This window comes from Thalassospira sp. B30-1, from assembly GCF_015767575.1.
Classification (GTDB): domain Bacteria; phylum Pseudomonadota; class Alphaproteobacteria; order Rhodospirillales; family Thalassospiraceae; genus Thalassospira; species Thalassospira xiamenensis.
Map to the genome: position 1 here is coordinate 3,319,658 of NZ_CP065232.1, position 15,244 is coordinate 3,334,901.

General features: G+C 55.6%; 11 protein-coding genes. All 11 read right to left on the reverse strand.

What is annotated here, in order from left to right:
- The 11 genes from IT971_RS15680 to IT971_RS15730 all read right to left on the reverse strand — a co-directional run bounded on the left by IT971_RS15680 (window position 1) and on the right by IT971_RS15730 (window position 15,016).
- Window positions 1-1,584: a type IV secretory system conjugative DNA transfer family protein gene (locus IT971_RS15680; RefSeq protein ID WP_223305192.1), complete on the reverse strand. Its 1,584-nt coding sequence runs from the start codon at window positions 1,582-1,584 to the stop codon at window positions 1-3.
- 281 nt (window positions 1,585-1,865) lie between these two features.
- Entirely contained in the window at window positions 1,866-2,702 is an 837-nt protein-coding gene (locus tag IT971_RS15685; protein WP_037990215.1) for a DUF4167 domain-containing protein, read from the reverse strand.
- A 290-nt stretch (window positions 2,703-2,992) separates the two neighbouring features.
- Complete coding sequence (prmC, locus tag IT971_RS15690; protein WP_007091115.1) at window positions 2,993-3,913, reverse strand: peptide chain release factor N(5)-glutamine methyltransferase; 921 nt, start codon at window positions 3,911-3,913, stop codon at window positions 2,993-2,995.
- Window positions 3,914-3,917: 4 nt separating this feature from the next.
- Entirely contained in the window at window positions 3,918-5,000 is a 1,083-nt protein-coding gene (gene prfA, locus IT971_RS15695) for a peptide chain release factor 1 (RefSeq protein WP_007091116.1), read from the reverse strand.
- Window positions 4,997-6,346 carry a glutamyl-tRNA reductase gene (gene hemA, locus IT971_RS15700; RefSeq protein WP_063092374.1) on the reverse strand — a complete coding sequence of 450 codons (1,350 nt, stop codon included), beginning with the start codon at window positions 6,344-6,346 and terminating at the stop codon, window positions 4,997-4,999. Before hemA ends, prfA begins: the two co-directional genes overlap by 4 nt.
- Before the next feature lie 7 nt (window positions 6,347-6,353).
- Window positions 6,354-7,595, reverse strand: a complete 1,242-nt coding sequence (hisS, locus tag IT971_RS15705) for a histidine--tRNA ligase (RefSeq protein ID WP_063092373.1) — start codon at window positions 7,593-7,595, stop codon at window positions 6,354-6,356.
- Between the two features lie 127 nt (window positions 7,596-7,722).
- A complete protein-coding gene (gene ispG, locus IT971_RS15710; RefSeq protein ID WP_063092372.1) occupies window positions 7,723-8,847 on the reverse strand; it encodes a flavodoxin-dependent (E)-4-hydroxy-3-methylbut-2-enyl-diphosphate synthase in 1,125 nt (374 codons plus the stop codon).
- A 182-nt stretch (window positions 8,848-9,029) separates the two neighbouring features.
- Window positions 9,030-10,157 (reverse strand): RodZ domain-containing protein, encoded by a 1,128-nt coding sequence (locus tag IT971_RS15715; RefSeq protein WP_063092371.1) that lies wholly within the window; start codon window positions 10,155-10,157, stop codon window positions 9,030-9,032.
- Window positions 10,158-10,324: 167 nt separating this feature from the next.
- Window positions 10,325-12,607, reverse strand: a complete 2,283-nt coding sequence (gene ptsP, locus IT971_RS15720) for a phosphoenolpyruvate--protein phosphotransferase (RefSeq protein ID WP_007091121.1) — start codon at window positions 12,605-12,607, stop codon at window positions 10,325-10,327.
- 5 nt (window positions 12,608-12,612) lie between these two features.
- Window positions 12,613-13,641 carry a nitronate monooxygenase family protein gene (locus IT971_RS15725; protein WP_037991039.1) on the reverse strand — a complete coding sequence of 343 codons (1,029 nt, stop codon included), beginning with the start codon at window positions 13,639-13,641 and terminating at the stop codon, window positions 12,613-12,615.
- Between the two features lie 154 nt (window positions 13,642-13,795).
- Window positions 13,796-15,016: an aspartate kinase gene (locus IT971_RS15730; protein WP_063092370.1), complete on the reverse strand. Its 1,221-nt coding sequence runs from the start codon at window positions 15,014-15,016 to the stop codon at window positions 13,796-13,798.
- Between the last annotated feature and the right edge of the window lie 228 nt (window positions 15,017-15,244).

Genomic DNA, 15,244 nt, shown 5'->3' on the forward strand with positions numbered 1-15,244 from the left:
CTAGCTGAATGTCGGGGCATGTACGGCCATGCCCTGAAACATCTCGTCATGGTACCAGTCGATCCGGTACGCCCGGATCGGCGGGGTTCCTTTACGAAACAGGATCTGTTCTTCGACCGGGAAGCGCGCAACTTCGGTTGATCGCAGGATTGGCTGATTGTCCTGGGGTCGCAGATGCACCGGGCGATCACCGCTTACACCACCCCCGGTATCGTCAAATTTCGACATCGCAGTCAGTCCGGCAACCCAATCCAGGTTGAAAGCCCCATCCTGGCTCAGCACCGAAATCGCATCCGCCTTCCCGACAACATTTTCCCAATTCAGGCAAACATCCATCAGGCCGCTAACACCGGAAAAACCGGGCCAGATGATCATGCCATCGCCAAACCCGCCACCCAAAAGACGTTCAAACAACGGCATCCGGCCAACGGCCTCGATACCGTCCAGCAACACCAGAAATTCTGCATCCCCGCTTTTCCAGTCCCGGCGGGCAATCAGCTGCATCATCGCACCAATCATCACCCGGCTGAATGCGGTTTGGGTGGCCGGTGTGTCACCTCCCATTTGACCGACAATGAAAATGGATACCGGTCGCCCCGTCAGATCATCCATACCAAATGTGCTATTGCTGACGACACGTGCAATCGCCGGATTGTCAAAATCGGCCGTTGCCATCCGGCACGCCTTGATAATCGACATCCGCTGATCTTCGGTCATATCAAGGATCGTCAGGGCAATATCAGAAATCCTGCCATCTGCGGATTCAATCCCCATCAGATCCTCAAGTATTTTATAGAAACGGTGCGATGGCATGACCAGGTTGCGGCGAACTTCGGCAAGGCTTCTGCTTTCTTTCAGGCTGGTTTGCATTGTGTAAACAATGAACCCCTGCAAAAGGGTGCGTGCCGCGCGTGTTTCCTGCTCGTCCAGTTCCTGTACAAATGCCGGTGCCAACAATGTATCGGCAATCAAACCGGCATCGGCAATTAATCCTTCGCCCTGCTGGCGTATAAAATCGCATGGATTGAACTGATCGGTTTCTGCGCCGGCCTGACCATGCGGATCAATCACGATGATCCGCTGCCCAAGTTTTTTGCGGCGCTCATGCACCGCACGATAGATGCTGCCATAACGTTCATAAACAAACAGCGCACCAGTATGGAGCAAGGCGTTTGGCTCCGCCGAAGCGCGATAATATTCTTCCGGCTTGCTGGCGAATGTTATCACTCGGCGCAATCCCGATGCCCCGATCAGGCGCTTTTCAGCCCCCCAGCGTCCCAGAACGATTGACGGCTTGGGATCAAGAAGCTTTCGCGCTTCCAGGTCTTCGGCCTTGGCCCATTGGCCCTCGGCTTTCATCTTGGCCGCTACCATTGGTGATACAGATTGTTTTTTCTTCGACGGGGATGATTGCGCACGATTAAGCACGATCACAACCAGCGGCAGGAACATCGGAATGATAAAACAAACCGCCCCTAACAAAGCCAGCTCATAATCACCGTTAAAAACGCCAAGCGCGACAACCATAGCGCCAAGCGCCCACAGCAGTACCATGATGACGCGGAACAAGCCTGCCCCCATCATTCACCCCCCAAGAATGTTTACCTGTCTTTTAGCGAAGAGACCCCAATGCATTAAAATGCCTTTCGATCCTCCAGCAGGTCATACTTCCATCAAGTGATAGCAGTTAAAATCTGCAGTTGCATCATATTAACTATTTATGGATGCGGGGTTTCACATCAAGAAGTCCAATTGACAGCACCGTAAATAAAGCTGTGGCAACGTGGCACTTCGAGGGCCCGGAAACAACAAACCCCGCGGGATTTCTCCGGCGGGGTCTGTTGTAATCGTGACAAGCCAAATGATCAGGCGGAAACCGGTTCCGCTGATTTGTCTTCGCTTGTACCTTCATCGCCATCTTCGCGACCGGCAGCACGGCTGCGGCCACGACGCGCTGTCGGATGACGGCCACGTGTGCGGCTTGTTCCGGCAGCAGCTTTGCGCGGTTTCTTTTCTTCGCCGTCCGCCGACGTATCGGTATCAGCATCGGCATTATCAGCTGGGCCAATATCCAAAGATGGCTGATCGCTGTCTTCGGATGCGGCTTTTGGCGGGCGACCACGCGGCGCAGCACGGCGTGCACGCGGTGCACGTTTTACCGGTGCAGCATCACCATCGTTGTTGTCCGTGGAAGAAGCAGCAGAAGAAGCTGCAACATCATTGCTATCGGCCGAATTGGTGCCGGTATCATTGGACGTATTATCTGCCGACGCCGCAACATCATCCTGATTGACAGAATTGTCGCTGCTGTCGTCCCCATTCTGGTTCTCGCTGCGCTCGTCACGGTTCGGGCGGTTGTTGCCCCGATCGTTACGGTCATTGCGATCATTTCGCTGCGGACGCGGGCTGTTATTGTCGCCACGCTCTTCACGACGCTGGTTTTCCCAGTCAATCGCGGCTTGCAGAATACGATGATAGTGTTCCGCATGCTGGTAATAGTTTTCAGCAAGGACCGGATCGTCAGTACAATCCTTCGCCAGCGAAACGTATTTTTCGTAAACCTGCTGGGCGTTTCCACGAACGCGCCCGTCCGGACCGTTACTGTCAAAAGTCTGAAATTTCGGATTTACAGGACGTTTATTCGGCTGCTGCCGACCGCGCGGACGCTTATTGTTGTTGTTGTTGTTGTTGTTATTTCTCATATCAACATGTCTTTGGTGTTGAAGGACAAATCCGGATTCATAAAGGAATCCCGGAACCACTCCGTCTGAAAAACATATTTCCCGCTAAACAGCACCGATTGAACGGCACTACGACAAACCTGCCGAAAACCTTAAAGGGAACGGAGATTCATTACTGTTTACAGGGGAACACGGCGCTTTCATAGCGCGTCGGGCACCCGGCCCGTAAAAACAACCTATATGGCTTGACGCCTTATTCCAACTGTTTTTTTCAATGCCCGTATTTTTTTTGCAATGACGTGGCAGATCGGTCAGATCACACAGCGCCCGACAGAACAGCGGGTCTTTTTGGCTGCAACGCAGCGCACGATGCCCCCCAAATCCTCCCGATATTCCACGCCGACAAATCCGGCCTCGACCAAAAGACGGGCAACGTCTTCTTCCTGCCCTTGCCCGATTTCAAAAATCACGAACCCGGCCGGTTTGACGAGTGAAAATGCAACCTGTGACAGAATGCGATACGCGCCAAGCCCGTCACCTTCATCGGTCAGCGCCATACGCGGATCATATTCGCGTACTTCAGGCGATAATATTTCCATATCTGCCCGTGTGATATAGGGCGGGTTGGACACCACCAGATCAAAACCTTCCTGGCGTTCCTCGTCCGTAATCGCACTGTCCCAGTCCGACACACGAAACTCAACCTGATCGCCAAGATCAAGGCGGTCGGCATTTTCGCGTGCGCAGGAAACTGCCCCCGCACTGATATCAACGCCAAGCCCACGGGCATTTTGCAGATCGCCGACGATGGATAACAACAGACATCCCGTGCCGGTTCCGAAATCAATAACCGTCGGCGCGTCGCGGTCTTCAAGCCAGTCCAAAGCCAGTTCGACAAGCGTCTCGCTATCGGGGCGTGGATCAAGGGTTTCGGGGGACAGCTTGAAACTGTGACGCCAGAAATCCCGTTGCCCCAAAATGCGTGATACCGGTTCGCGCTTCAAACGGCGTGCGACCATGTCCCGGAATTTTGCTGCACGGTCATTGGCAACCACATCCTCGGGCCGTGCCGCAATCCGGCTGCCATCGACTTCTGCTGCGTCGGATAAAAGAATACGGGCATCCATTCGGGCATTTTCGATACCAGCATCACGCAATGCGCCAACCGCCTCGGCCATCAGCGCGCCAAGGGTTACCGAGTTGTCGGTCGTGGTGGCATGGTCTGCCGTCATGGGATCAATTCTCGATCTCGGCCAGTTTCTGGGCCTGATCTTCCGCAATCAGGGCATCAATCATTTCATCAACCGACGGTCCGCCCGTAATGAAATCATCCAGTCGATAAAGGGTCAGGTTGATACGATGATCCGATACACGCCCCTGCGGGAAGTTATAGGTGCGGATGCGTTCAGAACGATCCCCGGAACCGACCTGCGATTTGCGGTCGGCTGCGCGCGCGCTGTCCTTGCTTTCACGCTCCTGATCATACAGACGCGAAAGCAGCATCTTCATCGCCTTTTCCTTGTTCTTGTGCTGCGACTTTGCTTCCTGGCTGGCGGCGACCACACCGGTCGGAATATGGGTGATACGCACCGCACTGTCCGTGGTGTTAACGTGCTGGCCACCCGCCCCTTGCGAACGATAGGTATCGATACGCAAATCTTTTGGATCGATATGGATGTCGACCTCCTCGGCTTCGGGCAGAACGGCAACGGTTGCCGCCGAGGTATGAATGCGCCCGCCACCTTCGGTCACGGGCACACGCTGCACCCGATGCACGCCACTTTCAAATTTCAGGCGCGCAAACACGCCCGAACCCGATACGTTGACGATGACTTCCTTGTATCCGCCAAGATCGTTTTCATTGGCGTCCATCTGCTCGAACTTCCAGCCGCGGTTTTCCGCGTAACGCTGATACATGCGATACAGATCGGCGGCAAACAGGGCAGCTTCCTCGCCACCGGTACCGGCGCGAATTTCAAGGATGGCGTTCTTTTCGTCCGCATCATCCTTGGGCAGAAGCATCAGCTTCACGTCATGCTCGGCCTTCGGCAGCGCGTCGAGGATTTCATATTTCTCGGCTTCGGCCATTTCGCGCATATCGCGATCAGAACCCGCATCGTCAAGAATTTCCTGCGCACCTTCCAGATCAACGCGAAGCTTTTTGACCTTTTCGACCGCTTCGACAATCGGGGACAGCTCGGCATATTCGCGCGACAGTTTGGCAAACGAGTCACCATCCACCGCTCCACCTGACAGCAGGGATTTGAGCTCGTCGAACCGGCGTACAACGCCATCAAGTTTACCGGGGTCCAGACTCACTCTTTTTCCTCCTTCGGGGGTTCATAATTCTGTTCGGCTTTGGTGCCATTCGGTTCGGACTGCAACGCGAACAAACGCGTCAAAAGCTTTTGCGCCTTCATCCATTCGACCGTTCCCGCACCATCCGTGGTTGCCGCAAGGTCTTTAAGCGCTTGGGTCGGTGCATGCAACAACCTATTGATCAAAAGCCGGGTTGCCTTTTCAGCATCACCGTGGCTCTCGCGCAGCGCATCATCACGCACCGTTTCGAAATGCGTTCTTAAATCCGCCATCGCCGGGATCGCGGCACGCTCGGCCCGGACACGGACGAAATGTTCAACCTCTTCCTCGATCAGCGCCCAGGCTTCGTCGGCCTTTTCTTCACGCCCGCCACGCCCTTCGGCGGCAATTTTTTCAAGATCATCCAGCCGGTAAAAGAACACTTCGTCGATTTCGTCAACCTGCGGGTCGATATCACCGGGAACGGCGGTATCGATCATCAGAACCGGCCGATATCGTCTGCGTTTGATTGCGGCAAGGGCGCGCGTTTTGTCAATAATATAGCGGCGTGATCCACCCGCGGTCAGAACCATGTCCGCCTCGGCCAACAAGCGATCCAGATCATCAAGTTCCGACCAGTGGCAATCAAGACGGCGCGCCACAAGACGTGCCCGTGCCGCCAGTCTATCGGTCACAAGAACCCGACCCATACCTCGTTCGGCAAGGGATGCGGCAATCAGTTCGCCCATGTCCCCCGCACCCGCCAAAAGCAATGTGCAGTTGGCAATATCACCATGCAGGTCACGCGCAACAGACTGTGCCGCCGCGGCAATCGAAACCGCCCCCTGCCCGATCCCCGTCCGGCTGCGCACCTTTTTGGAAATGGCATAGGCCGTCTGATAAACCAGTTCCAGTTCGCGTCCGACAAGCTGATGCTGCCGTGCGATCCGGTGGGCATCCTTGACCTGTCCGAAGACTTCCGGTTCGCCAATCACCAGACTGTCTAGCGACGCGGCAACCGCAAACACATGGCGCAACGCATCGCGCCCGGAACGGATATAAAGCTCGCTTGCCAGCTTGTCGCGATCAATATCCGCCCAAAGCGCCAAAAGATCGATCAATCGTTCCCGGCCGCGTTCGGCTTCGGACGCAAGCAAATGGATTTCAGTGCGGTTGCAGGTCGAAACTACGATAGCCTGACCCAAACGGGCCTGCAAAATCGCCGACAGGAACTGCGGCAGGCGGGCTTCGTCGATGAACAGACGGTCACGCGTATCCTCGCTGGAGCGCCGATGATTGGTCCCGATCACCATCAGGCGATCCAGTGGCCAGTCTCCGGCTTCTTCACGCGCGAATGCGTCTGTCACCCTGCACTTACCTTTTGCCGATTACGCCTGCAAGCTGATCAAGTGCGATTTCCTGCTGCTCGCCACTGTCAAGGTCGCGCAACTGTGCAATCCCCTTGGCCAACTCGTCATCGCCAAGAATAACCGCAAGATGCGCATTGGCCTTGTCCGCACGCTTCATGCGCTTTTTCATGTTACCGGCATAGCCAAGCTCGACCGCGATCCCCGCCTCACGCAAAGTCTGCGCCAGCGTGCGGCATCGTGCCTCGGCAGCATCCCCCATCGGGATCAGCGCAACCGGGCGTGGTGCTGCCGGGGCTTCACCGACCATCAATGCCAGACGTTCAACACCTGCAGCCCAGCCAACGCCAGCCGTCTGCGGGCCACCCATGGTCGAAATCAGGCCATCGTAACGGCCACCGGCCATCACGGTTCCCTGTGCACCAAGGGTGTTGGTCGTGAACTCGAAACAGGTATGACAATAGTAATCCAGACCACGCACCAGACGCGGGTTCAACTCATACCCGATCCCGATATCACCAAGTCCACCAGTCAGCGACTTGAAGAATTCCTGACTGTGTTCATTCAGATATTCGGCAAATAGCGGTGCATTGGCCACAAGTTCCCTGTCGCCTTTATCCTTGGAATCAAGGATACGCAGCGGGTTCTTTTCAAGACGCGCCCGGCTATCTTCCGACAGCCTGTCGAAATGTCCCTTGAAATAATCGACCAGAACGTCGCGATATGCCGCCCTACTTTCCGGATCACCAAGGGTGTTAAGCTCAAGCGTTATGCTTTCCCAAAGACCAAGGCTTTTAAGGATATGCGCGCCGTATGCGATCATTTCGATATCGCCCGCGACCTGCTCGACGCCCAGAAGCTCCGCACCGATCTGGTGGAACTGACGCTGGCGGCCTTTCTGCGGGCGTTCATAACGGAACATCGGCCCATAGTAGGAAACCTTGACCGGCGACATCTGCTGCATCCCGTTCGAGATGTAGGCGCGCGCGATGCCGGCCGTCCCTTCGGGGCGTAGCGTGATCTGTTCACCTCCGCGATCCTCGAACGTATACATTTCCTTTGTCACGACATCGGACGTATCGCCAAGGGTCCGTGCAAAGACATCGGTAAATTCGAAGATCGGCGTGGTCATGCGGTGGTAACCATACAACTCGCCAATGTCGCGCGCGACCTGCGCGATATGATCCTGCAGACGGTTCTGTTCAGGCAGAAGGTCATGCGTGCCACGGACGGGTTGAAGCGATGCCACTTTGGGGTCTCCGATCTAACTTGAATTCCAGATATTTGCGCCAAAATGATCGGCTCAAATTCATGTGAACATGAAAATAGCTTTCCACCCGGACGGCGGAAAGCCAAAATTCGTCAATTCTGCTACGCTATTCTGCCGCGGCCAGCTTTGCCGCTTCTTCGGCTTCGATCTTGGCGGCGCGTTCCTCGACCAGTTCGACGATATGGTCGACCATTTTTTCGGTGCTGATATTGTGATCCGGGCGACCGGAAATATACATCTTGTGGTTTCCACCACCGCCACCGGTAAGCCCGATATCGGTTTCACGTGCCTCGCCCGGGCCATTGACGATACAGCCAATGATCGACAGCGAAATCGGCGTCGAAATGTGCGCCAGACGTTTTTCAAGCTCCGCCACGGTATCGACAACGTTAAAGCCCTGACGTGCACAGGACGGGCAGGAAATGATCTGCACACCGCGGGTCCGAAGGCCCAGAGATTTCAGAATGTCATAACCAACGTGGATTTCCTCGACCGGGTCTGCCGAAAGCGACACACGCAACGTATCGCCGATACCGGCCCACAGCAGGTTGCCCATGCCAATCGCCGATTTAACGGTACCACCGCGAAGGCCACCAGCCTCGGTAATCCCCAGATGCAAAGGATAATCGCATGCCTCGGCCAAACCGTAATAGGCGGCAACCGCAAGGAATACATCCGATGCCTTGACCGAAATCTTGAACTCGTAGAAATCCTGATCTTCAAGGATTTTGGCGTGGTTCAACGCACTTTCGACCATCGCCTCCGGGCAGGGCTCGCCATAACGTTCCAGCAATTCCTTTTCAAGCGATCCGGCATTGACCCCGATACGCATCGAACAGCCGTGATCCTTTGCCGCCTTCACGACTTCACGTACACGATCGGTCGATCCGATATTGCCCGGGTTGATCCGCAGGCACGCTGCACCGGCTTCGGCGGCTTCGATGGCACGTTTGTAATGGAAATGTATATCGGCGACGATCGGGACATGCACCTGCTTGATGATGTCCTTAAGCACCGCGGTCGACTCCCGATCCGGGCAGGAAACGCGAACAATATCGGCACCTGCTTCTTCAAGGCGCAGGATCTGATCCACGGTCGCAGCAACATCGGTGGTCAGGGTATTGGTCATCGACTGCACCGAAATCGGCGCGTCTCCACCAACTTCCACATTACCAACGCGGATCTTGCGGCTTTTGCGGCGTTCAATATCTCGATAAGGGCGGACGCTCATTTCCGGTTCCAAGCAAATCTGTGTCTCTAGGCCGACTATATAGCTTATCAAGTGCCAATTAGAAACCGTTGCCTTACGGTTTTTCCGTCAGATTTTGCAAAGCTGTCATAAAAAAAGCGGCCTGATATGGCCGCTTTCTTCAAAATCTTTGGGGCCCTCATGATAACGAGAGGGCATCGGCACTACTGTGCCGGTGCCACACCGGCCCCTTCAAGGGCCTCAACATCAAGAGAGAAGTCCGAAATCACCGCACCATATTCACCGACCGGCAAGGCTTCCTTGCCATCAATGCTGTAGGTAAGTGCCCCGGCATTACCGACTTCAAGCATCAGCCCGTTTTTATTGGGCACGCGATAGGTATCCCCCGCACTCAGCATCCGGGTCAGCAGGATGTTGCCATCACCTTCGCGAATGCGAACCCAGCTGGTTTCGACCGCCTCAATGGTAACACGGCTGTCAAGATTGACCGCACCAAACACACGCCCGCCACCAACTTCGTCAACAGCCGGTGCTGCCGGAACAGAAGCTGTTTCCGCCGCTGGTGCAACTGGTGCCGATGACGGCGACTGTGCGGTTGATTGTTCCGGTGCTTGCGCTGCCGGGGCAGGCGCTTCAGCAACTTCGTTCTGTGCCGCAGGTGTTTCTGCCGGTACCGTATCAGCCACTTGCGGGGCTTCTGCGGTTTCCGCCACCGGTTCCTGTTCTGTCACGACAGATGCAGGTGCATTTGAATCATCCGCTGGCGCTTCCGCCGTTTCGGCAGGTTGCTCTGCCGATGCGGATGGCTCGACTTCTGCCGCACGGGCATCCGCCGCATTTTCAAGATTGCGTTCCGGAACGGCCTGCTCACCACCCGACGTATAACTTGCAAGACGTTCAGGCAGCGGATCAACGAGATCAGCAATCGTTTTGCCCTGGCTCGACAAGTAATACCAGCCACCATAGGCACCGATACCAAGCAATGCCGCAATCAGAAGAACCGCTCCACCGGGAACGCGACTTTCCTGAACAGGTTTTGGGAAACTAAGCTCGCTTCGGGCTGCGGGCGCATTGCTTTCCACGCGGAAACGCCGCACGATTTCTGCCCCGTCAAGTCCGAGATGTTCGGCATAGGCTTTAACAAAGCCCAAACCATACGGGCCACCGGGCAACACCGAATAATCGCTGTTCTCGATCGCCTCGATATAAATCTTGCGGATACGCAATAACTGACAAACGTCTTCCACGCTCTGACCAAGGCCGTTCCTGGTATGGCGCAAAAGGCGTCCTACCTCGGTCTGGTCAGCGGAATTACCGGTATCTGCTTCCATCTTAATGTCATTTGACGGCCCATTTCCAGGCAAAGGCCTGAAACGCAAGCGCCCCCCGGATTGCTCGTCCAAATGATCTTCCTTTCGCTTTCCGATCGCCAACTCCGCACCCCCACGTTACGATCTAGCAATAAAAATAGCAGAATCCCCACCAAAAGCGATTGTTTTTAAAGTTTTACACCGTGATCTATTGCGAAAGCCTTAAGACGTGATCGCAATGACTTGGTCGAACTTCCCATCACCGACAGGACATATCCTTCAACGCTTCTCACATTCAGGCTCCGGACCATTTCCTTTACAGGACCGATAGAAGCCGGTGCCATGGACAAGCGGCGAATACCCAATCCGATCAGGGCCATCGCTTCAAGTGGTCGCCCGGCCATCTCGCCGCAGATGGTCAGACGCACATTCCGTTCGTCACACAATGTGACAAGCTGCCGCATAAATGCAAACACACTTGGCGAAAGTGTATCATATCGCCCTTCCAACCGCGGGTTTCCGCGATCAGCAGCGAACATGAACTGCAGCAGGTCGTTGGTTCCAACCGACAAAAAGTCGACACGCTCCAGAAGCGCCGGTGCTTGCCATATCAGCGCCGGAACCTCCAGCATCGCCCCAACCTCGACCCGGTTCGGTACATAGCCGCGTTCTGCTTCGCGTTTCAACTGCTGATCCAGAAGCGCCCTTGCCTGGTCGAACTCTGCGACTTCGGCAATCATCGGGAACATGACATACAGATCCCGCTCATGGGCGGCCCGGATCAACGCGCGCAATTGATGAACAAGCACTGCAGGCCGATCCAGCGTAATGCGGATCGAGCGCCAGCCCATCGCCGGGTTCTCTTCTGTCATATCCTCCCAATAGGGCAACAATTTGTCACCCCCGACATCAAGCGTCCGAAACACGACCGGACGACCTTCCGCCTGTTCAAATATCCGGGTGTACAGCCGGGTCTGATCGCCAATATCTGGCATGGCCGATCTGACCATAAATGGAATTTCCGTCCGATAAAGCCCGATCCCGTCCGCGCCGCTTTCAATCACATGGGGTACATCGATCAAAAGCCCCGCATTGACGTTCAGCGAAATATCAATCTCGTCGCATGTCCGGGACGGCATATCGCGCATCTGCGCATAAAGCGCCTTGCGCTCGGCCCGCGCACGAAGCGCACCGTCAATAACCGAACGGACATCTTCACTTGGCCGGACGAACAATTGTGCATTGTCGGCATCGACAATCAGCGGATCACCGGTTTCGACCTTGTCGAGAACCCCTTTAACCCCGCCCAGCACCGGAATATCCAGCGCACGCGCAACAATTGCCACATGTGACGTATGCGACCCTTCTTCAAGGGCAAGGCCGCGCAGGCGGGTATGATCATAATCCAGAAGTTCCGCCGGGCCGATATTTCGCGCCACCAGAATGATATCGTCGGGCAACTCGCCAAAGGCCGGGGACTGATACTGCCCCGAAAGATGCTGCAGCAGACGGTTCGCCAGATCTTCAAGATCATGCAAACGTTCGCGCAGATACGGATCGCTGACCTGGGCCATGCGCGCACGGGTATCATCATGAACCTTCTGAACCGCTGCTTCCGCCGTAAGGCCGGTATGGACCGCCTCGGTAATGCGGTTAAGCCACCCGGTATCCTGCGCAATCATTTTATAGGCTTCAAGAATATCGCCCGGATCATCATCGCCGCCACTGCTATCCATTCCCGCAACAGCTTCAAGCATTTTGTCGAGATGGTCCTGAAGCCCGCGCATGGCGTCTCGAAGCCGGGTCAGTTCCTCGTCCGGATCATCGGACACCATCCGGTCGATGACAATGCGCGGCTCATGAAGAACCGCAACGCCCTTGCCAATCCCCGGTGCCAGACGCGCCCCGCCAAGCCGCAAAGGCAAAAGCGCAATCCCGTCGGTCGGAATCAGTTCATCGCGGCTGACCAGCTCGCCACCGGCGACCATTTCGGCCAGCACCATGGCAACGTTTTCAAGCGCTTCCTGCTCGTCCTCTGAATAAAGACGTTCGGTCCGGTTCTGCACGGCAAGGACGCCAATGATACGGCCCCCACGCAGGATCGGCACACCGATCATGGAATGATAGATTTCCTCGCCGGTTTCCGGACGATAGGCAAAGTTCGGATGGCCTTGCGCATCTTTAAGGTTAAGGGGCCGCGCATGGGCCGCCACATAACCGACAATCCCCTCGCCCACCCGAAGGCGGGTCATATGAACCGCCGCCGGTGCCAGACCGCAGGTCGCGAAAAGTTCCAGCACCTCGCCCGCGCGCATCACATAGACCGAACATACCTCCGCCACCATATCGGCGGCGATGATGGTCACGATCTGCCCAAGGCGCTCTTCTGCCGTCCCCGGACCAGCCATGACGTCGCGAACGCGCTTTAACAGGCGTCGCGGACCAGTGACTGCGGCGGACGGCATGCTCATCGGGTTTAACTGTCTCTTCTAACGAGGGACTGAACGGCCTGTTCGACCAGTTCTTCCAGAATTTCGGATACCGGTTGTTCTTTCTTTACCATACCAACCGACTGTCCTGCCATAACCGATCCGCCATCGACATCACCATCGATAACAGCCCGGCGAAGCGCACCGGCCCAGAAATGTTCGATCTCAAGCTGGGCTTCACCCTGATCAACCTCACCGGCGCGGAATTTGGCAATTACCTTGCGCTGGGTTTCAAGGAATTCATCTGTTCCCTTATTGGCGAGGGCACGTACCGGAATAACCGGGAAACGTTCATCAAGCTGAACCGTGGTGACCGCATCGCGTGCGCTGGCACGAATGAAGGCCTTTTTGAAATCGGGATGCGCAATACATTCGGTTGCGCATACCAGTCGCGTACCGATCTGAACACCGGCCGCCCCCTGTTCAAGCAATCCGGTAATGGCTTCGCCGCGCGCGATGCCTCCGGCACAGAACACCGGAACATCGCGCATTTCCGGCAGGATTTCCTGCGCCAGAACCGTCAGGGAAACCGGGCCGATATGACCACCAGCTTCGCTGCCTTCGATCACCAGCGCATCCGCACCCGAGCGCACCAGTTTTTTGGCCAAAACCAGTGCCGGAGCAAAACAGATGACCTTGGCAAATTCCTTGGCTTTCTTGATCGCTGCCGATGACGGTAGACCACCGGCCAGAACGACATGACCGACTTCATGCTCACGGCAAACCTCGATCAGGTCATCAAGCATCGGGTGCATGGTGATCAGATTGACGCCAAACGGCTTTTTGGTCAGGGCCTTGGTCCCGGCGATTTCAGCCGACAGCAATTCCGGGGTCATCGACCCGCACGCAATCACACCAAAGCCACCGGCATTTGAAACCGCCGCCACAAGATGACGTTCTGAAACCCAGGACATTGCACCCGCCATGATGGCGTAATCCGTTCCCAGAAATTCCTTGCCCGCCGCCCACAATTTTTCAAGGCGGGCGCGTGCGACATCGAATTTCGGATCTCTCATATCATTCTGTACCCCAAAGCAGAAATGCAGGAAACCAAGGGTTCCCTGCCATTTCATCATAAAGGCCGAAACCGATAGTTCCAGCTAGTATGTAATAATTGACGCAATTTAACAGTGACTTAATCACAGGCCATGCAAGTCACATTATATTAAATTACTCGGCATCAAGACCATAAGCGGTATGAAGCGCGCGAACTGCCAGTTCGGTATATTCTTCGGCAATCAGAACGCTTACCTTGATTTCCGAGGTCGAAATGACCTGGATATTGATGCCTTTTTCCGCAAGCGTTTCGAACATCTTGCGCGCAACGCCAACGTGCGAACGCATGCCCACACCAATGATCGAAACCTTGGTCACATCTGATGTGCTCAGCAATTCCTTATAGCCGATCTTGGCCGAATTGCCCTCAATCACCGACAGCGCACGTTTGAATTCGCCGCGCGGCACGGTAAAGGTCATGTCGGTGCTTTTACCGTCTTCTGAAACGTTCTGCACGATCATGTCGACATTGATATTGGCCTCGGCCAGCGGGCCGAAGATAGAAGCAGCGATTCCCGGTTTGTCGGCGACTTTCACCAAGGTGATCTTGGCTTCGTCACGGCTATAGGCAATCCCGCTGACGACTTCCTGTTCCACGATTTCGTCCTCGTCTACAACAAGTGTTCCTTCCGCATCACTAAAGGAGGAGCGGACCTGTACCCGGACGCGATGGTTCATGGCCATCTCGACAGAACGGGTCTGAAGGACCTTCGCACCAAGCGATGCCAGTTCCAGCATTTCTTCGTAGGTAATCTTTTCGATCTTGCGCGCCTTGGGCACGATGCGCGGATCGGTCGTGTAAACCCCGTCAACATCGGTATAGATATCGCAACGATCCGCCTTCAGAGCCGCGGCAAGCGCCACCGCAGAAGTATCCGAACCGCCACGGCCCAGCGTGGTAATGCGGTTGTCAGGTGCGATCCCCTGGAAACCGGCAACACAGACAACCTCGCCGCTATTCATGCGCTTGTCGAGTTCGGTTGTATCGATTTCCTTGATACGTGCCTTGGCATGCGCGCCATCGGTCTTGATCGGAATCTGCCAGCCAAGCCATGAACGTGCAGGCACGTCCATGCTTTGCAGCGCCATGGCGATCAGGCCAACTGTCACCTGCTCGCCCGATGATACGATCACGTCATATTCGCGCGCGTCATACATCGGCGAAATTTCATCAGCCCAGCCAACCAGTTCGTTAGTCTTGCCCGACATTGCCGAAACAACAACCGCCACCTGATTGCCGGCATCGACCTCGGATTTGACCCGACGGGCGACGTTCTTGATCTTTTCGACATCGGCGACCGATGTGCCGCCGAATTTCATGACAATACGGGCCATGAAGTATCCCCGCTAAGCTTGCCATCCATCGGTGTTCCGAAGAAGACGGCATGTGATCCGGCCCTCGATCGATTGGCGCAGGCCATCAATGCGGCGCGCCACCTGACCCGGGCGGCGTTATCAATACTGCCATACTCTTTTGGAAACAAGCATCAACGCAGGAGAAAATTGCATCGATTCATTTTTTATTCGGGTTTGATGCGCCAGATGCCTCCCCAAGGGCGCAAA

What these genes read in the sequence shown, in the direction of transcription:
- IT971_RS15680 (WP_223305192.1), bottom strand. Translation starts at nt 1,584, where the DNA reads ATGATGGGGGCAGGCTTGTTCCGCGTCATCATGGTACTGCTGTGGGCG.
- IT971_RS15685 (WP_037990215.1), bottom strand. Translation starts at nt 2,702, where the DNA reads ATGAGAAATAACAACAACAACAACAACAACAATAAGCGTCCGCGCGGT.
- prmC (WP_007091115.1), bottom strand. Translation starts at nt 3,913, where the DNA reads ATGACGGCAGACCATGCCACCACGACCGACAACTCGGTAACCCTTGGC.
- ispG (WP_063092372.1), bottom strand. Translation starts at nt 8,847, where the DNA reads ATGAGCGTCCGCCCTTATCGAGATATTGAACGCCGCAAAAGCCGCAAG.
- IT971_RS15715 (WP_063092371.1), bottom strand. Translation starts at nt 10,157, where the DNA reads ATGGAAGCAGATACCGGTAATTCCGCTGACCAGACCGAGGTAGGACGC.
- ptsP (WP_007091121.1), bottom strand. Translation starts at nt 12,607, where the DNA reads ATGAGCATGCCGTCCGCCGCAGTCACTGGTCCGCGACGCCTGTTAAAG.
- IT971_RS15725 (WP_037991039.1), bottom strand. Translation starts at nt 13,641, where the DNA reads ATGAGAGATCCGAAATTCGATGTCGCACGCGCCCGCCTTGAAAAATTG.
- IT971_RS15730 (WP_063092370.1), bottom strand. Translation starts at nt 15,016, where the DNA reads ATGGCCCGTATTGTCATGAAATTCGGCGGCACATCGGTCGCCGATGTC.